The sequence below is a fragment of the Streptococcus mitis genome, from assembly GCF_003942775.1.
Taxonomy (GTDB): domain Bacteria; phylum Bacillota; class Bacilli; order Lactobacillales; family Streptococcaceae; genus Streptococcus; species Streptococcus mitis_CN.
This window is the reverse complement of sequence record NZ_RJNX01000006.1, coordinates 119,578-138,287: the sequence shown is the minus strand read 5'-3', so window position 1 is coordinate 138,287 and position 18,710 is coordinate 119,578. Positions and strand designations below refer to the sequence as shown.

Sequence of the window (18,710 nt, the reverse complement as noted above, 5' to 3'; positions counted from 1 at the left end):
GTTATTAGTCTAGATTCATCTGGATTGACAATTAATGACAATAAACTTTATCTAAGAGGTGCCAATGATGATAATGGTAAACTTGTAACTGGATATTTTACAATGTTTATGGACGGATTATTATCTAAAGATCACCATATTTTGGGCTATGCAGATGAATCTGGTGAAATCGTGAAGATGAAAGTTTTGCCTAATGATTTCCGTGATTATATTGAAAAAGGAATTTCCGGTTTTTATGGAGAAACTGTTCGATACGACAGTTCAACAGGAAATGTTTCTGTTGTGAAATAAACTATCTGACAGAGTAAAACGAAAAAGCGAACAGCTTTGTATACTAGGAAGTCATGTTCGCTTTTATTCATAAAGTAATAGTTACTGTTTGGTCTCTGTTTCAAAAAAATCTGCTTGATAATAATCACGAACTTCTCTTTTCATTTCTTCTAGTAATCGACTTTCATCTGTTGATTCGAGTAAGGATAATCCTTTATTAATCATAGTATGATCTTCATTAACAATTCCCAGACGTACTTGAGCTACACCTAATAAATCGTATCGTTTCAATATTTTTGCTAAATCAAGACATTCTTGAATTAAGCATAGACAGTCATCTTTCTTCCCTGCTTCAAGGTACATTCGTGTCATATTGGCTAGAATGGAGTAATGAATACTTTGAATTGGACGATAATCTGTGTATTTATTTAGAGATTTTACAAGTCTTTTACGTAGCATTTCTAGTGAATCAATAGGGAAATGGAAAATGATCATCACTAGCAATCGTAAATCTGAGAGGAACCACTGATCTCTTTTTTCCAATTCTTTCCATAACTCCTCAGCCAAGGCTTGAGCTTTATCGGAAAACTGATTTTCAATCACTTCTATAAAAATGGTTAGTTCTTTCACAGCATGTTCTATTGGGATATCATTCTGCACTTCATCTAGATAAATTTGACATTTTGATAGCAGTGTCTTCATTTCTTCTAGATTAGGTGAAGAAATGACTTGATAATATTCTGAAAATAATTTCTTACGAGAATCCATTTGGTAATGTTGACAAATATAATGAAATTCATCGAAACTCATATCAATTTGCCTCAAAAGCAACTCCATAGTATCATACCTAGGAGTAGAATGATTATTTTCAAACTTAGATAAGTTAGAATGAGTAATGTAGTCACCACAGACCTCATTTTGTGTAATCCCTTTTGACTTACGAATGTATTTATAAACTGAACCAATATCCCACCGCATATTTTTGCCTCCAAAAATGTTCCAAAAGTAGAAGTTTTAAGAAAATGTTTATATTTAGTATATCATAAAGGTGTGGGGTGGACAATGATGATAGAAAGAAGGTGTTGGTTGACTCTTAAGGATTATTAGGAGTTATGTAGAATGTTTATGATGGAAAAATATTTTTTGATAACTATTCAATAAAGGAGGAAATGGCTATGAAAAAATCTAAACTACTCACACTTGGTTTGCTTGCAGGTGCTGGTCTGCTATTGTCTATCAACCAAGCACAGGCTGCAGATACTTGGGTTAAAAATGGTGCTGACTGGAATCTTTCACAAGATGGTAGTCTTGCTAAAAATAAATGGGTACAAAATGATGGTTATTGGTACCACTTTGACGGTTCTGGAAAAATGCAGACAGGCTGGCTCAAAGACGGTAACACTTGGTATTCGCTCGCAGATAGTGGCGCTATGCGCACTGGCTGGTACAAGGAAGGAAGCACATGGTACTCACTAGCAGATAGTGGTGCTATGCGTACTGGTTGGTACAAAGAAGGGTCTACATGGTACTACCTCAAAGGCAGTGGCGCTATGGCAACAGGATGGGCAACTGCAAATGGTCAATGGTCTTACTTTGAAAAATCAGGTGCAATGGTCGCAGACAGAGCTGTTCCAGCCAGTGATGGGGAAAGTTATGTCATTGGTAAGGATGGATATCTGTTAACCAAACTCCCAAGTCAGGTTGAACAATCTCAAGCGGATGATACAATTATCACAAATATTGTTACTTTGTCTGATGGGTATGATTATCATCTTATTCATAGAAAAGATGGAGTCATTGTTGAAAAAAATGCTTGGTACATAAAACCTGAATTTAAGAAGTTTTCTGATAAATATGGAGATAAAGTTTCCAATACGATGTTGGCTTTAGTAGATAATACGGAAGAAGGACAAGAAATTAATCCTAAAGCTGTCGTGAAAAATTTCCAAAACATACCAAACAGGTATTACTTTGGGGCAGATGGTCGTCGCGTAACAAATTTACCAGAAATGACCACCTATTCAGAGATTAAAAAAGTTGGAAATGATGTCTATCTAGAAAATCCGGGTGTACGACTTCTTCTTGGAGCTACCAGCTTCACAATCAATAATAATAAACTATACTATTTAGATGGTGCTAATGGCAAACTCAAAACAGGTTATTTTGCATTGATTGATGATAGACCAAGCTATCATCACTATCATATTCTTGTTTATGCAGACCAATCTGGTGAAATTCTTAAAATGAAACGATTGCCAACAGGAATTTCAGATTATCTTAATAAAGAAATTGACGGTTTCTACGGTCAAACTGTTAAAATCGATAGTAAGACAGGAAATGTTTCTGTTGTGAAATAAACTATCTGACAGAGTAAAACGAAAAAAGCGAACAGCTTTGTCTACTAGGAAGTCATGTTCATTTCGCTATAGAATAGGAGGAAATGGCTATGAAAAAATCTAAACTACTTACACTTGGTTTGCTTGCAGGTGCTGGTCTGCTTTTGTCAATCAATCAAGCACAGGCTGCAGATACTTGGGTTAAAAATGGCGCTGACTGGAATCTTTCTCAAGATGGAAGCTTAGCTAAAAATAAATGGGTACAAAATGCTGGCTCTTGGTATCACTTCGATGGTTCTGGTAAAATGCAGACAGGCTGGCTCAAAGACGGGAATACATGGTATTCCCTAGCAGATAGTGGGGCTATGCGTACTGGCTGGTACAAGGAAGGTAGCACATGGTATTCCCTAGAAGATAGTGGCGCCATGCGTACAGGTTGGTACAAAGAAGGGTCTACATGGTATTATCTTCGTTTTAGTGGTTCTATGCAGACAGGTTGGGAGTGCATAGATAATAATTGGTATTATTTCGAACAATCAGGTGCAATGGCCTCTGATAGAGTTGTAAATTCTAGTGATGGGACAGGCTATATTCTCAGCAAGGATGGCCATATGTTCACTTTACAAAATAGCCCTTATAAAGATGATGATATTGTCCGTTTAGGCGATGGATATGAATATCTGATTAAAGCAAAATTTGACGGAAATAACTTTACTGATGTTATCGTGGATAAAAACACTTGGTATATTAAACCTGAGTTCAAGAAGTTTTCCGACAAATACGGGGATGAGGTTGCAAATACAACCTTAGCTTTAGTAGATAATAAAGAAGAAGGACAAGAAATTGATCCTAAAGCTGTCATTCGTAATTTCCAAAATCTACCAGGTCGATATTACTTTGGAGCAGATGGTCGTAGAGTATTACCACTTCCAGAGATGACAACTAGATCAGAAATCAAAAAAGTTGGCAATGATCTTTATCTAGAAGACCCAGGTGTACGACTTCGATTGGATAACTTCACAATCAATAACAATAAACTATACTATTTAGATAATGGACAAGGTAAGCTCAAAACAGGTTACTTTGTACTGATTGATGATGGTATGGCTACAACCCACTATCACTTACTTGTATATGCAGACCAATCTGGTGAGGTTCTTAAGATGAAACGATTGCCATCAAGATTTTCAGATTATTTTGACAAAGAAATCGATGGTTTCTATGGTCAAAAAATTAAGATTACACAGCCAAATAAGTATGAATATTACAAGGTTCTTGTGGTAAAATAAATAGATAAGCAATCTTCACAACGAATATAAAATTAAAACGTGCAAATCATTTTCAAGAGGCTTTAGATTTCTTGTATTTTAAAAGAAACTAAAGCCTTTTGTGGATGTATTGTTTTTCAGAAAGTATGAAAAACTAGAGAGTTGTATCGGGGAGATAAATATTATTTCGCTTAAATAAATTAGGAGTCGTTTTATTCTATGATTATTTTAGAATTCTTAGTTTCTGTGCTATATATTCTGTTGGTAGTCGTTTCAACCATGGTGCCTACTATTTATTTGGGTGCTCAAATTTCCCCAGAATTTTATAAAAAACGTTATTGGATACTTATATTTTTAATTAGTTTATCTGCTCGTCAAACATTTGGAGAATTATTTCATATAGGAGTTCTTCTCTTCTTTTACTGTATTTTTTTATTAGTATTGCACAAGGGAAAAGGGGAATCTCTTTTTCTTTCTCTGTATCTTTTTCTCTTCTTTCAAAGTATTCGTTATTTATTTTTGACAATTTGGATTCGTGTATTATCTGGTGAGCATTGTTGTTTCGTAGATTCGTTTTCTACTTTATATATATCTATATTTGATTTATTATCAATCTTTCTATGTTGTAAAATTATGAAGCGTTGGTCTTTGGATTTGGATTTATTCTTTTCAGATACTTTTAAAACCCACTATCGTAAGAGTTTTTTCATTATCCTACCTCTGACTGTATTTAGGATATTCTCTTCGTTCATGACCAATAGAAATAGTTCTTTTTACGTTCGCTTTGACACGACCATTTCTCTCCTGATTTTCATTCTCTTTTTCTCCTGGCTCTTTTATATCAGACACTTAGAGCAGGTTTATCGTGATGAGCAGACCATTCAGAGACAGGAAGAAGAAAATCGTTCCTTGCAAGGAATGGTGGATAAGCTGGGTCATCTCTATGATGAGGTTCGAGGTTTCCGTCATGATTTTGCAGGGATTGTCGCCAGTATGGAGCCTGCCATAGCGAATCAAGATATGACTGAAGTTTCTACCATTTATCAAGATGTCTTTCTAAAGACCAATGAAAAGCTGAGGAAGGCAGATTACACGGCCTTTAATCTTCATAATATTCATGACATAGCCATTCGTAATACCTTGGCAAAAGCCATGATTGTGGCAGATAAGCAGGGAATTCATTTTAGTTTGGAGACGGTGGGAGTTGTCGAAGAGCTGGCATTGCCTATGTTGGAGGCTATCCGTATCCTCTCTATCCTCACGACAAATGCCTTAGAGGCAGCCAGTGAGGCTGAAAATCCGCAGATTCGGGTTGCTTTATTGGCAGGCGATAGGAGTGTCCGTTTTATCATTGAAAACACTCGTAAGAAAGAAGAACTGAATCCCAGCATTCTCAGTCAAAAGGGTTACTCTACCAAGGGAAACCACAGTGGACTGGGCTTGGCAACCTTGGAGGACATGGTTTTTCATTATGATTTGAACTTAGATACTCAGCTAGGAGAAACGACTTTTAGACAAGATTTAGAATTGCCATTTAAGGATGAGAAACGAGGTGGAGAGGAATGAGAATTTTAGTTTTGGAAGACGATAGAGTCCAGCAGGGACGGATAGAGCAGACTTTACTAGATATTGGTCGCTCTCGCAATTTGAGATTGGAAATTGATATTGCTAAAAACTATGGAGATGTTGAAAAGTATTCTCAGTATTTTGACCATTATCAGCTCTATTTATTAGATTTAGAGATTGATGGAGAGCGTGAACGGGGTTTTCAGGTTGCTCAACAGGTTCGGGAGCGAGACCCCTTTACAAGTATTGTCTTTGTGTCCACACACTCGGAGGCCTTGCCTCTAGCTTTTCGCTATCACTTGTCTGCCTTGGATTTTATTTCCAAGGATCAGCCAGAGGAAGATTACCGTCATCAGTTGGAGCGCTGTCTGGACTATGTACTGGCAGTGGACAAGAGGGAAAATATGCGTCTCTTCACCTATAGTTTTGAGGGAAGACGGGGCTTTACTCTGCCCTACCATGAGATTTTAGCCTTTGAAACCTCAGTGGAATCCCACCGTATCAAGGTTTATTATGCCAATCATTCTATCAAGACTATTTATGGTAGTCTAAAGGATATCGCTGCCAAGGCTGAAAAAGATTACTTTGTCTATGCCAATCGCAATACTTTAGTCAGTTTACAGGCAATTGAAGAGATGACTGCCACAGAAGTGACCTTGTTAGAAGGTTTGCATTTCCCCGTATCACGGACAGCCAGAAGAACCCTTAAAAAACATCTCAATGTCTAATATCTGTTAGACTTGGATAAGTTTATCAATAAGAATGTCGGAAAAATTTCTGATATTCTTATTTTTTTGACTTCTTTTTCGAATAGATAGGTAAGAGGAAAAGGAAGGAGTCTGGTTTATGTATCTACCAATCTTGTATCCGTGGTTCATTAAATTATTTTTTAAATAAAATTTAATTTAGTTGTACGTTTTCGAAATTTTTTTCGAATAGATAAGTAAGAGGAAAAAGAAAGGAGTTTGCTTCATGTATCTACCAATTTTCTATTCATGGTACATTAAATTATTTTTCAAATAAATTTAATTTAGTTGTACATTTTCGAAATTTTTTTCGAATAGATAAGTAAGAGGGAAAGGAGCCTATTTCATGTATCTACCAATTTTTTATCCGTGGTTTACTAAATTATTTTTCAAATAAATTTAATTAGTTGTACATTTTCGAAATTTTTTTCGAATAAATAAGTAAGAAGAAAAGGAAGGAGCCTATTTCATGTATCTACCAATTTTCTATCCATGGTTTACTAAATTATTTTTCAAATAAATTTAATTTAGTTGTACATTTTCGAATTCTTTTTCGAATAAATAAGTAAGAAGAAAAGGAAGGAGATTAGAAATGATTATTTCAGTTATTTATCCAATCTGGCTATTTAAGTGGCTTAGAGGATAAACATTAAACATATAAAAACATATACAAATTGAGGAGAAAAAAGATGACAAATTTTGACAAAATAGAACAGAACTTTGTAGCTCTTACAGAAGAAGAGTTGGTGAATGTGGATGGGGGAATTGCACCACTAGTAGTTGCGTTTGGAGTAGCTGCGTTTAAAGGTTTTTCTGTAACAGGAGGGGCTATTATACTAGGAGCAGGTCTTTATCAAGTTGGAAAAAATCTAAAATAAAACTTTGGGTAAGTTTTATGAATAGAATGTTAAAAAAAATATATGTAGGATCTGCTTTAACAGCTTACAGCATATTATTAATTTATTCTCTATTTAATTTAGAAAAGGTATCGTTGGAGAGCTGTATTTTGTTAGTAGCATTGACATATTATATTAATAAAAAAGAAATATTTAAATCAAAAGTGAATAAGAACAAGGAGAACTTAAAATGAATATTTTAGTAAATGATCATCAGTTTACAGCAATGACAGAAAAAGAACTAGCAACAGTTGATGGAGGAGTACTTCCTGCAGCGGTAGTAGCAGTTCCAGTAGGAATCAAGGTTGCAGGGTATGTTGTCGGTGGTTTATCCGCTGTAGGGCTAGCTGCATGGGGTTACTTCAGATAAGATAAAACACTGTGAAGAAATCAATGAATTTTTCAAACGAATTTGCGGCTATTATTATATCAGCTTCAGGGATGGTAGGTTTATTAGTGGGACTCACTATTGGCTTAGCTAGTATTATTTAAAGAGGGGTATAACATGCAAAATTTGAATCAATTTGAAATCGTAGAGCAAAGTGAATAAGTTGAAGTAGGTTTATTGATTGTTATCGAAGGATTATTACTTCCTGCAGGTGGAGCAGCTTTGGGGTATTATGCGAATAGACCATAATCTGATTGTAGTCAGAGAGGCATTTCTATGTTTCTAAAAAAATTCGTTAAATCAGTATTGAAAGTTTTGCCTGAAATCATGGTATTACTTAGTTCGATGTCTTATATAATCATCAGATTAGTAGCTGACATAAATAAAGTATCTTTACCTACTTGGTTTGATAATCTTAATATACCCACGATTGCATTATTTATGATGGTCTTCATTCTTTTATACAGAAGTAAAGAAAAAAAGAATGGATAAATTTGAAGCAGTAGACGTTCTATAGGGAATAGGTGTCTTATAGTAACGAATCAAAAAAAGGAGTAACTATGAATCGTAATTTAGAACGGTGTTATCTATTCTGACCATGAATAGATCATACCAGAGGTGGCTTAGAAATAGCAGGGACATTAAAAATTGAATTAACTTTAAATAGGATGTCGTAAAGGTTGCTATCAATGATTTATTTGTCTCAAGCTTGCCTAGGGTGACAGTAAAAAATCAATTTCCTTTCATACCATATTTTTAGTAGGTAGGACGTTTGTTCTGCCTATTTTTTGCCCCAAAAAGTGCAGTTGAGGTGTTTATTTAGAGTTTTACATATATTTTTGATAAAATAGTTATAGAAATTAGGAAAGTTGAATAAAAGAAATGAAGAAGGTTTTAGGATATTTTTTAGTATTTGTTTTTCTATTTTTGATGAATATTTTTATCTTTAAGATACTAGCAACTCTGGGATTTCAGCTGACAATGAGTGAAAAGAGTTATATTGTACCACCGCTGTTTTCGATTATCGTTTTGTACATGATTGACAAAAGAATTAGGAAGAAAAAGAAATAAATATATATTTTAGGCAGGGCATTTGTTCTGCCTATTTTTTATCCGAAAAGTGCAGTTGGGAGGTAGATAGGCGCATTTGGGAAGGAAGTCCAGTTTTTGTTTGGGGATTGGGGTAAGATAGTTGTTATCAGATGAGTTTATACTCTTCGAAAATCAAATTCAAACCACGTCAACGTCGCCTTGCCGTATATATGTGACTGACTTCGTCAGTCCTATCTACAACCTCAAAACAGTGTTTTGAGCAGCCTGCGGCTAGTTTCCTAGTTTGCTCTTTGATTTTCATTGAGTATTAGGAAAAGGAGATGAATATGAAATTTGGGAAACGTCACTATCGTCCGCAGGTGGATCAGATGGACTGCGGTGTAGCTTCATTAGCCATGGTTTTTGGCTACTATGGTAGTTATTATTCTTTGGCTCACTTACGAGAATTGGCCAAGACGACCATGGATGGGACGACGGCCTTGGGCTTGGTCAAGGTGGCAGAGGAGATTGGCTTTGAGACGCGAGCGATCAAGGCGGATATGACTCTCTTTGACTTGCCAGATTTGACCTTTCCTTTTGTTGCCCATGTGCTTAAGGAAGGAAAATTACTCCACTACTATGTGGTGATTGGGCAGGATAAGGATAGCATTCATATTGCCGATCCAGATCCTGGGGTGAAATTGAACAAACTGCCACGTGAGCGTTTTGCGGAAGAATGGACAGGAGTGACTCTGTTTATGGCACCTAGTCCAGACTACAAGCCTCATAAGGATCAAAAGAATGGCCTGCTTTCTTTTATCCCTATATTAGTGAAGCAGCGTGGCTTGATTGCCAATATCGTTTTGGCGACACTCTTGGTAACCTTGATTAATATTGTGGGTTCTTATTATCTGCAGTCTATCATTGATACCTATGTACCAGATCAGATGCGTTCGACGCTGGGGATCATTTCTATTGGGCTGGTGATTGTTTATATTCTTCAGCAGATCTTGTCTTACGCTCAGGAGTATCTCTTACTTGTTTTGGGGCAACGCCTGTCGATTGACGTGATTTTATCCTATATCAAGCATATTTTTCACCTGCCTATGTCCTTCTTTGCGACACGCAGAACAGGGGAAATCGTGTCTCGTTTTACAGATGCTAACAGTATTATCGATGCGCTGGCTTCGACCATTCTTTCGATTTTCCTAGATGTGTCAACGGTTGTCATTATTTCCCTTGTTTTATTTTCACAAAATACCAATCTCTTTTTCATGACTTTATTGGCACTTCCTATCTATACAGTGATTATCTTTGCCTTTATGAAGCCGTTTGAAAAGATGAATCGGGATACCATGGAAGCCAATGCGGTTCTGTCTTCTTCTATCATCGAGGACATCAACGGTATTGAGACTATCAAGTCCTTGACCAGTGAAAGTTCACGCTACCAAAAGATTGACAAGGAATTTGTGGATTATCTGAAAAAATCCTTTACCTATAGTCGAGCAGAGAGTCAGCAAAAGGCTCTGAAAAAAGTTGCCCATCTCTTGCTCAATGTCGGCATTCTCTGGATGGGAGCTGTTCTGGTCATGGATGGCAAGATGAGTTTAGGGCAGTTGATTACCTATAATACCTTGCTTGTTTACTTTACAAATCCTTTGGAAAATATCATCAACCTACAAACCAAACTTCAGACAGCGCAGGTCGCCAATAACCGTCTGAATGAGGTTTATCTGGTAGCTTCGGAGTTTGAGGAGAAGAAAACGGTTGAGGATTTGAGCTTGATGAAGGGAGAGATGACCTTCAAGCAGGTTTATTACAAGTATGGCTATGGTCGAGACGTCTTGTCGGATATCAATTTGACAATTCCCCAAGGCTCTAAGGTGGCTTTTGTAGGGATTTCAGGGTCAGGTAAGACGACCTTGGCCAAGATGATGGTGAATTTTTACGATCCAAGTCAGGGAGAGATTAGTCTGGGAGGTGTCAATCTCAATCAGATTGATAAAAAGACTCTGCGCCAGTATATTAACTATCTGCCTCAACAGCCCTATGTCTTTAACGGAACGATTTTGGAGAATCTTCTTTTGGGAGCCAAGGAGGGGACGACACAGGAAGATATCTTGCGGGCGGTTGAGTTGGCAGAGATTCGAGAGGATATCGAGCGTATGCCCCTGAATTACCAGACAGAATTGACTTCGGATGGAGCAGGAATTTCAGGTGGTCAACGGCAGAGAATCGCTTTGGCGCGTGCTCTATTGACAGATGCGCCTGTCTTGATTTTGGATGAGGCGACCAGCAGTTTGGATATTTTGACGGAGAAGCGGATTGTTGATAATCTCATGGCTTTAGACAAGACTTTGATTTTCATTGCTCACCGTTTGACCATTGCTGAGCGGACAGAGAAGGTTGTTGTCTTGGATCAGGGCAAGATTGTTGAAGAAGGAAAGCATGCTGATTTACTTGCACAGGGTGGCTTTTACGCCCATTTGGTGAATAGCTAGAAAGAGGAGAGGATGAAACCAGAATTTTTAGAAAGTGCGGAGTTTTATAATCGTCGTTACCATAATTTTTCCAGTCGGGTGATTGTACCCATGTCCCTTCTGCTCGTGTTTTTACTTGGCTTTGCAACATTTGCAGAGAAGGAGATAAGTTTATCAACTAGAGCTACTGTCGAGCCTAGTCGTATCCTTGCAAATATCCAGTCAACTAGCAACAATCGCATTCTTGTCAATCATTTGGAAGAAAATAAGCTGGTTAAAAAGGGAGAACTGTTGGTTCAATATCAAGAAGGGGCAGAGGGTGTCCAAGCGGAGGCCTATGCTAGTCAGTTGGACATGCTCAAGGATCAAAAAAAGCAATTGGAGTATTTGCAAAAGAGCTTGCAAGAAGGGGAGAACCACTTTCCAGAGGAGGATAAATTTGGCTACCAAGCCACCTTTCGTGACTACATCAGCCAAGCAGGTAGTCTTAGGGCTAGTACATCGCAACAAAATGAGACCATCGCGTCCCAGAATGCAGCAGCTAGTCAAACCCAAGCCGAAATCGGCACCCTCATCAGTCAAACAGAGGCTAAAATTCGCGATTACCAGACAGCTAAGTCAGCTATTGAAACAGGTGCTTCCTTGGCCAGTCAGAATCTAGCCTACTCTCTCTACCAGTCCTACAAGTCTCAGGGCGAGGAAAATCCGCAATCTAAGGCACAAGCAGTTGCGCAGGTAGAAGCACAGCTCTCTCAGTTAGAATCCAGTCTTGCTACTTACCGTGTCCAGTATGCAGGTTCAGGTACCCAGCAAGCCTATGCGTCAGGCTTAAGCAGTCAATTGGAGTCTCTCAAATCCCAACACTTGGCAAAGGTTGGTCAGGAATTGACCCTTCTAGACCAGAAAATCTTGGAGGTGGAGTCAGGTAAGAAGGTACAGGGAAATCTTTTAGACAAGGGGAAAATTACGGCGAGTGAGGATGGGGTGCTTCATCTTAATCCTGAGACCAGTGATTCTACCATGGTTGCAGAAGGTGCTCTACTAGCCCAGCTCTATCCATCCTTGGAAAAAGAAGGGGAAGCCAAACTTACAGCTTATCTCAGTTCAAAGGATGTAGCAAGGATCAAGGTCGGTGATTCTGTTCGCTATACTACGACTTATGATGCCAAGAATCAACTTTTCCTAGATTCTACTATTACAAGTATTGATGCGACAGCTACTAAGACTGAAAAAGGGAATTTCTTTAAAATCGAGGCGGAGGCTAATCTAACTTCGGAGCAGGCTGAAAAACTTCGATATGGGGTGGAAGGTCGCCTACAGATGATTACGGGCAAGAAAAGTTACCTGCGTTATTATTTGGATCAATTTTTAAACAAAGAGTAATGTTCGTGTTTTTAGAGTTAAATTATTTTAAAACTGTGAGAAAGATTCTTCTTGCAGTTTTTTCTTTATGTTTTTAGAAGTTACTACGTTATTTATTCGGCTAAATTCTTGTAATTTTAGGTTTTTTATGGTAGAATGTGCTCAAGTAATACGAAAGGCGAACTTTAAAATGTCAAAACAATTGATCTATTCGGGAAAAGCTAAAGATATCTATACAACTGAGGATGAAAATCTTATTATTTCAACTTACAAGGATCAGGCGACTGCTTTCAATGGTGTCAAGAAGGAGCAGATTGCGGGCAAGGGAGTCTTGAATAATCAGATTTCATCTTTTATTTTTGAGAAATTAAATGCGGCTGGTGTGGCGACTCACTTTGTGGAGAAACTTTCGGACACGGAACAACTCAATAAAAAGGTTAAGATTATTCCTTTGGAAGTCGTGCTTCGCAACTATACTGCTGGTTCCTTTTCAAAACGTTTTGGTGTAGACGAAGGAATCGCGTTTGAGACTCCGATTGTTGAATTTTACTACAAAAATGATGATTTGGATGATCCATTTATCAATGACGAGCATGTGAAATTTCTACAGATTGCGGATGACCAGCAAATCGCCTACTTGAAGGAAGAAACTCGTCGAATCAATGAACTTTTGAAAGTCTGGTTTGCTGAGATTGGACTTAAGTTGATTGACTTTAAGCTAGAGTTCGGTTTTGAAAAGGATGGCAAGATTATCTTGGCAGATGAATTTTCACCAGATAACTGCCGTTTGTGGGATGCGGATGGCAACCACATGGATAAGGATGTTTTCCGTAGAGGATTGGGAGAGCTAACAGACGTTTATGAAGTTGTCTGGGAGAAGTTGCAAGGTTTGAAATAATCTGTTTGCAACGGAAAACCTTCGTCTCTCAACTAAAAGGACTCAGGCTGAAAAGGTCCCCCAGACCTTTTCACTCCGTAGGGGATTGGGAGAACTGACAGACGTTTACGAGATTGTTTGGGAAAAGTTGCAAGAACTAAAATAACAACCTAGAGGTCGTTTGGAAACATTGCAAGAGCTAAAATAAAGGAATAAGAATTGATGGATAAACGTATTTTTGTTGAGAAAAAGGCTGATTTTCAGGTCAAGTCAGAGAGTTTGGTGAGAGAACTCCAGCATAACTTGGGATTGTCAACTTTGAAAAGTATTCGTATCGTGCAAGTGTATGATGTATTTGACTTGGCAGAGGACCTGTTTGCACCTGCAGAGAAACACATTTTCTCTGAGCAGGTGACAGACCATGTTTTGGACGAAGCGGCTGTGCAGGCGGATCTTACCAACTATGCTTTCTTTGCTATTGAAAGCCTGCCAGGGCAGTTTGACCAGCGTGCAGCTTCTTCGCAAGAAGCCTTGCTTTTGTTGGGAAGTTCGAGTGACGTGACAGTCAACACAGCCCAACTGTACTTAGTCAATAAAGATATTGATGCGACTGAGTTGGAAGCGGTCAAGAACTACCTGCTCAATCCAGTTGATTCTCGTTTCAAGGACATCACGACTGGGATTGCCAAGCAGGAATTTTCAGAGTCAGACAAGACTATTCCCAAATTGACTTTCTTTGAAAGCTATACAGCAGAAGACTTTGCCCGCTACAAGGCCGAGCAAGGGATGGCTATGGAAGTGGATGATTTGCTCTTTATCCAAGACTACTTCAAGTCAATCGGGCGCGTGCCGACGGAAACAGAGCTCAAAGTTTTGGACACTTACTGGTCTGACCACTGCCGTCACACAACATTCGAGACTGAGTTGAAACAGATTGATTTCTCAGCATCGAAATTCCAAAAACAATTGCAGTCAACATATGACAAGTATATTGCCATGCGTGATGAGTTGGGGCGTTCTGAAAAACCGCAAACCTTGATGGATATGGCGACTATTTTCGGTCGTTATGAGCGTATCAATGGTCGTTTGGATGACATGGAAGTGTCAGACGAAATCAATGCTTGTTCGGTCGAGATCGAAGTGGACGTTGATGGTGTCAAGGAACCTTGGCTCCTCATGTTCAAGAATGAAACCCACAACCACCCGACAGAAATTGAGCCATTTGGTGGTGCTGCTACCTGTATTGGTGGAGCCATTCGTGACCCATTATCAGGTCGTTCTTATGTTTACCAAGCCATGCGTATCTCAGGTGCTGGAGATATTACCGCACCGATTTCAGAAACTCGCGCTGGGAAATTGCCACAACAAGTCATTTCTAAAACAGCGGCCCATGGTTATTCTTCATACGGTAACCAGATTGGACTTGCAACGACCTACGTTCGTGAATATTTCCACCCAGGCTTTGTAGCTAAACGCATGGAGCTTGGTGCTGTTGTCGGAGCGGCTCCTAAGGGCAATGTTGTCCGTGAAAAACCGGAAGCGGGTGATGTCATTATCCTCCTTGGAGGTAAGACTGGACGTGATGGTGTCGGTGGTGCGACGGGCTCTTCTAAGGTTCAAACGGTTGAGTCTGTGGAAACTGCTGGAGCTGAGGTTCAAAAAGGGAATGCCATCGAAGAACGTAAGATTCAGCGCCTCTTCCGTAATGGCAATGTCACTCGTCTTATCAAGAAATCTAATGACTTTGGTGCTGGTGGAGTCTGTGTGGCTATCGGTGAATTAGCAGACGGTCTGGAAATTGACCTTAACAAGGTGCCTCTTAAATACCAGGGCTTGAATGGCACAGAAATTGCTATCTCTGAATCTCAAGAACGGATGGCTGTGGTGGTTCGTCCTGAGGATGTGGATGCCTTCGTTGCTGAATGTAACAAAGAGAATATTGATGCTGTTGTGGTGGCGACAGTGACTGAAAAACCAAATCTAGTCATGCACTGGAATGGTGAAACCATCGTGGACTTGGAACGTCGTTTCCTTGATACAAACGGTGTGCGCGTAGTCGTTGATGCCAAGGTTGTAGACAAGGATGCTAAACTTCCAGAAGAACGTCAAACATCTGCTGACACACTTGAAGCAGATACCCTTACGGTTTTATCTGACCTCAACCATGCGAGTCAAAAAGGATTACAGACTATCTTTGACTGTTCTGTTGGACGCTCTACGGTTAATCACCCACTTGGCGGTCGCTACCAACTCACACCAACTGAGGCTTCTGTGCAGAAGTTGCCAGTTCAACACGGAGTGACTCACACTGCGTCTGTCATAGCTCAAGGATTCAATCCATATGTAGCAGAATGGTCTCCATACCACGGTGCTGCCTATGCGGTGATCGAAGCAACTGCTCGATTGGTTGCTACGGGTGCCAACTGGTCTAAGGCTCGCTTCTCTTATCAAGAGTACTTCGAGCGCATGGACAAACAAGCTGAGCGTTTTGGTCAGCCAGTGGCAGCTCTCCTAGGCTCCATCGAAGCTCAGATTCAGCTTGGCTTGCCATCTATCGGTGGTAAGGACTCTATGTCTGGTACCTTTGAAGAATTGACCGTACCACCAACCTTGGTTGCTTTTGGAGTGACAACAGCAGATAGCCGTAAGGTGCTCTCTCCAGAATTTAAAGTTGCTGGGGAAAACATCTACTACATCCCAGGTCAAGCTCTTGCTGCAGAGATTGATTTTGCCTTAATTAAGAAAAACTTTGCTCAGTTTGAAGCCCTTCAAAAGGCTTACAAAGTAACAGCAGCTTCAGCTGTTAAATACGGTGGTGTGCTTGAAAGTTTGGCACTTGCTACTTTTGGAAATCATATCGGTGCAGAGGTGATCTTGCCTGAACTTGAGACAGCTTTGACAGCTCAATTGGGTGGATTTGTCTTTACATCTCCTGAAGAAATTGCTGGAGTAGAGAGAATCGGTCAAACGAAAGCAGACTTTACACTCCTTGTCAACGGTGTGAAGCTAGATGGACACAAGCTTGACAGTGCCTTCCAAGGAAAACTGGAAGAAGTTTACCCAACAGAATTTGCCCAAGCCAAAGAACTAGTAGAAGTTCCAGCTGTCGCTACTAACACAGTAATCCAAGCTAAAGAAAAAGTTGAAAAACCGGTGGTTTATATCCCAGTATTTCCGGGAACCAACTCAGAATATGACTCAGCTAAGGCCTTTGAGAAAGAAGGTACAGAGGTCAACTTGGTGCCATTTGTGACCTTGAATGAAGAGGCTATTGTCAAGTCAGTCGAAACTATGGTTGACAACATCGGCAAGGCTAACATTCTCTTCTTTGCCGGTGGATTCTCAGCTGCGGATGAACCAGATGGTTCAGCCAAGTTCATTGTCAATATTCTGCTCAATGAAAAAGTCCGTGTAGCTATTGATAGCTTTATCGCCCGTGGTGGCTTGATTATCGGTATCTGTAATGGATTCCAGGCCTTGGTCAAATCAGGTCTTCTTCCATACGGAAACTTTGAAGATGCCAAAAGTACTAGCCCAACCCTCTTCTACAATGATGCCAACCAACACGTGGCCAAGATGGTAGAAACTCGCATTGCCAATACCAACTCACCATGGTTAGCTGCGGTGCAAGTGGGCGATATCCACGCTATTCCTGTTTCACACGGTGAAGGGAAATTTGTCGTGACGGCTGAGGAATTTGCGGAACTCCGTGACAATGGACAAATTTTCAGCCAATACGTGGACTTCGAAGGCAAACCAAGTATGGATTCTAAGTACAATCCAAATGGTTCTGTAAATGCTATAGAGGGAATTACTAGCAAGAACGGCCAAATCATTGGTAAAATGGGACACTCAGAACGTTATGAGGATGGTCTTTTCCAAAATATCCCAGGAAATAAAGACCAGCACCTGTTTACGTCGGCGGTTAAATACTTTACTGGAAAATAAGACTTACAGATTTTCTAATAGATAGTATCAGTAATGTAAAAGTCATGTAGATTTAGCTCTTGGTGCTACACAAATAAAAATTAGGTATATAAAATGACATACGAAGTAAAATCTCTTAATGAAGAATGTGGTGTTTTCGGTATCTGGGGACATCCAGATGCTGCTAAATTGACCTATTTTGGACTCCACAGTCTTCAGCACCGTGGTCAAGAGGGGGCAGGAATCCTCTCCAATGACCAAGGGAAACTACAGCGGCATCGCGATATGGGTCTTCTATCAGAAGTCTTCAGAAATCCTGCTAACTTAGATAAATTGACAGGAGCTGGTGCGATTGGGCATGTTCGTTACGCGACTGCTGGCGAAGCTTCTGTAGATAACATTCAGCCCTTCCTCTTCCGTTTTCACGATATGCAGTTTGGATTGGCTCATAATGGAAATCTGACCAATGCAGCCTCTCTCAAGAAAGAACTGGAACAAAGAGGAGCGATTTTCAGTGCGACTTCGGACTCGGAAATCTTGGCTCATCTCATTCGTCGGAGTCATAATCCGAACTTAATGGGAAAAATCAAGGAAGCGCTCAGCCTTGTCAAAGGCGGCTTTGCTTATATCTTGCTATTTGAAGATAAGTTGATTGCGGCTCTTGACCCAAATGGTTTCCGTCCGCTTTCTATCGGGAAAATGGCCAACGGAGCAGTAGTCGTTTCCTCTGAAACCTGTGCTTTTGAGGTTATTGGTGCAGAGTGGATTCGTGATTTGAAGCCAGGTGAGATTGTGATCATTGATGACAAGGGCATCCAGTATGATAGCTATACGGATGATACTCAGCTCGCGATTTGTTCTATGGAGTATATCTATTTTGCCCGCCCTGATTCTAATATCCACGGTGTCAATGTCCATACGGCTCGCAAACGTATGGGTGCCCAATTGGCGCGTGAATTCAAGCACGAGGCGGATATCGTGGTCGGTGTGCCCAATTCTTCACTCAGCGCAGCCATGGGCTTTGCGGAAGAATCCGGTTTGCCAAATGAAATGGGTCTGATCAAAAACCAATACACCCAACGTACCTTTATCCAACCGACTCAAGAATTGCGGGAGCAAGGGGTGCGGATGAAACTCTCTGCTGTTTCAGGCGTTGTAAAAGGCAAGCGTGTGGTTATGATTGATGACTCTATTGTACGTGGAACAACCTCTCGTCGGATTGTTCAGCTCTTGAAAGAAGCGGGTGCAACTGAGGTTCACGTTGCTATTGGCAGTCCAGCGCTAGCTTATCCATGTTTCTACGGGATTGATATCCAGACCCGTCAGGAGCTGATTGCAGCTAATCATACGGTCGAAGAAACGCGCCAAATCATTGGTGCGGACAGTCTGACTTATCTTTCAATTGATGGCTTGATTGAGTCGATTGGGATTGAAACAGATGCGCCAAATGGTGGTCTCTGTGTCGCTTACTTTGACGGTGACTACCCAACACCTCTCTACGACTACGAAGAAGACTATCGTAGAAGTTTGGAAGAAAAGACCAGTTTTTACAAATAGACGGA

Annotated in this window: 13 protein-coding genes and 2 pseudogenes; 14 read left to right on the top strand and 1 reads right to left on the bottom strand. The window is 39.9% G+C overall.

The window, feature by feature from the left end; genetic code table 11:
- Positions 1-291 (top strand): annotated as a pseudogene (locus D8848_RS08835) (N-acetylmuramoyl-L-alanine amidase family protein); the annotation flags it as partial.
- Between the two features lie 81 nt (positions 292-372).
- On the opposite strand, the gene D8848_RS08830 reads toward D8848_RS08835, so the two are convergent.
- Complete coding sequence (locus tag D8848_RS08830) at positions 373-1,248, bottom strand: helix-turn-helix domain-containing protein (RefSeq protein ID WP_125443513.1); 876 nt, start codon at positions 1,246-1,248, stop codon at positions 373-375.
- A gap of 197 nt (positions 1,249-1,445) precedes the next feature.
- Between D8848_RS08830 and D8848_RS08825 the strand changes: the two genes are divergently transcribed.
- From D8848_RS08825 to purF, 13 genes and pseudogenes are all read left to right on the top strand, one after another.
- Positions 1,446-2,627 (top strand): N-acetylmuramoyl-L-alanine amidase family protein, encoded by a 1,182-nt coding sequence (locus D8848_RS08825; RefSeq protein WP_125443512.1) that lies wholly within the window; start codon positions 1,446-1,448, stop codon positions 2,625-2,627.
- A gap of 89 nt (positions 2,628-2,716) precedes the next feature.
- Entirely contained in the window at positions 2,717-3,895 is a 1,179-nt protein-coding gene (locus tag D8848_RS08820; RefSeq protein WP_125443511.1) for a PspC-like choline-binding domain-containing protein, read from the top strand.
- A gap of 729 nt (positions 3,896-4,624) precedes the next feature.
- A complete protein-coding gene (locus D8848_RS10980; protein WP_260467302.1) occupies positions 4,625-5,440 on the top strand; it encodes a GHKL domain-containing protein in 816 nt (271 codons plus the stop codon).
- The gene (locus D8848_RS08810; protein WP_001221869.1) at positions 5,437-6,168 is read left to right on the top strand and encodes a response regulator transcription factor; all 732 of its coding nucleotides are present in this window, start codon (positions 5,437-5,439) and stop codon (positions 6,166-6,168) included. Before D8848_RS10980 ends, D8848_RS08810 begins: the two co-directional genes overlap by 4 nt.
- A 707-nt stretch (positions 6,169-6,875) precedes the next feature.
- Complete coding sequence (locus D8848_RS08805; protein ID WP_125443509.1) at positions 6,876-7,064, top strand: class IIb bacteriocin, lactobin A/cerein 7B family; 189 nt, start codon at positions 6,876-6,878, stop codon at positions 7,062-7,064.
- Between the two features lie 208 nt (positions 7,065-7,272).
- The gene (locus D8848_RS08800) at positions 7,273-7,452 is read left to right on the top strand and encodes a Blp family class II bacteriocin (RefSeq protein ID WP_001024119.1); all 180 of its coding nucleotides are present in this window, start codon (positions 7,273-7,275) and stop codon (positions 7,450-7,452) included.
- Positions 7,453-8,352: 900 nt separating this feature from the next.
- Positions 8,353-8,541: a hypothetical protein gene (locus D8848_RS10970; RefSeq protein ID WP_000756559.1), complete on the top strand. Its 189-nt coding sequence runs from the start codon at positions 8,353-8,355 to the stop codon at positions 8,539-8,541.
- Between the two features lie 308 nt (positions 8,542-8,849).
- Positions 8,850-11,003, top strand: a complete 2,154-nt coding sequence (gene comA / locus D8848_RS08785) for a peptide cleavage/export ABC transporter ComA (RefSeq protein WP_125443508.1) — start codon at positions 8,850-8,852, stop codon at positions 11,001-11,003.
- Between the two features lie 12 nt (positions 11,004-11,015).
- Positions 11,016-12,365 carry a competence pheromone export protein ComB gene (comB, locus tag D8848_RS08780; RefSeq protein WP_125443507.1) on the top strand — a complete coding sequence of 450 codons (1,350 nt, stop codon included), beginning with the start codon at positions 11,016-11,018 and terminating at the stop codon, positions 12,363-12,365.
- Between the two features lie 169 nt (positions 12,366-12,534).
- Positions 12,535-13,242 (top strand): phosphoribosylaminoimidazolesuccinocarboxamide synthase, encoded by a 708-nt coding sequence (gene purC, locus D8848_RS08775; RefSeq protein WP_185755635.1) that lies wholly within the window; start codon positions 12,535-12,537, stop codon positions 13,240-13,242.
- A 76-nt stretch (positions 13,243-13,318) separates the two neighbouring features.
- Positions 13,319-13,387, top strand: a pseudogene (locus D8848_RS11105) (phosphoribosylaminoimidazolesuccinocarboxamide synthase); the annotation flags it as partial.
- A gap of 56 nt (positions 13,388-13,443) precedes the next feature.
- Positions 13,444-17,169 (top strand): phosphoribosylformylglycinamidine synthase, encoded by a 3,726-nt coding sequence (locus D8848_RS08765; RefSeq protein WP_125443505.1) that lies wholly within the window; start codon positions 13,444-13,446, stop codon positions 17,167-17,169.
- Positions 17,170-17,262: 93 nt separating this feature from the next.
- Positions 17,263-18,705, top strand: coding sequence for an amidophosphoribosyltransferase (purF, locus tag D8848_RS08760; protein ID WP_125443504.1), 1,443 nt, complete (start codon positions 17,263-17,265; stop codon positions 18,703-18,705).
- Positions 18,706-18,710 lie beyond the last annotated feature (5 nt).

Excerpts from the sequence above, each read along its gene's own strand:
- D8848_RS08830 (WP_125443513.1), bottom strand. The coding sequence starts at position 1,248 with ATGCGGTGGGATATTGGTTCAGTTTATAAATACATTCGTAAGTCAAAA.
- D8848_RS08825 (WP_125443512.1), top strand. The coding sequence starts at position 1,446 with ATGAAAAAATCTAAACTACTCACACTTGGTTTGCTTGCAGGTGCTGGT.
- D8848_RS08820 (WP_125443511.1), top strand. The coding sequence starts at position 2,717 with ATGAAAAAATCTAAACTACTTACACTTGGTTTGCTTGCAGGTGCTGGT.
- D8848_RS10980 (WP_260467302.1), top strand. The coding sequence starts at position 4,625 with ATGACCAATAGAAATAGTTCTTTTTACGTTCGCTTTGACACGACCATT.
- D8848_RS08810 (WP_001221869.1), top strand. The coding sequence starts at position 5,437 with ATGAGAATTTTAGTTTTGGAAGACGATAGAGTCCAGCAGGGACGGATA.
- D8848_RS08805 (WP_125443509.1), top strand. The coding sequence starts at position 6,876 with ATGACAAATTTTGACAAAATAGAACAGAACTTTGTAGCTCTTACAGAA.
- D8848_RS08800 (WP_001024119.1), top strand. The coding sequence starts at position 7,273 with ATGAATATTTTAGTAAATGATCATCAGTTTACAGCAATGACAGAAAAA.
- D8848_RS10970 (WP_000756559.1), top strand. The coding sequence starts at position 8,353 with ATGAAGAAGGTTTTAGGATATTTTTTAGTATTTGTTTTTCTATTTTTG.
- comA (WP_125443508.1), top strand. The coding sequence starts at position 8,850 with ATGAAATTTGGGAAACGTCACTATCGTCCGCAGGTGGATCAGATGGAC.
- comB (WP_125443507.1), top strand. The coding sequence starts at position 11,016 with ATGAAACCAGAATTTTTAGAAAGTGCGGAGTTTTATAATCGTCGTTAC.
- purC (WP_185755635.1), top strand. The coding sequence starts at position 12,535 with ATGTCAAAACAATTGATCTATTCGGGAAAAGCTAAAGATATCTATACA.
- D8848_RS08765 (WP_125443505.1), top strand. The coding sequence starts at position 13,444 with ATGGATAAACGTATTTTTGTTGAGAAAAAGGCTGATTTTCAGGTCAAG.
- purF (WP_125443504.1), top strand. The coding sequence starts at position 17,263 with ATGACATACGAAGTAAAATCTCTTAATGAAGAATGTGGTGTTTTCGGT.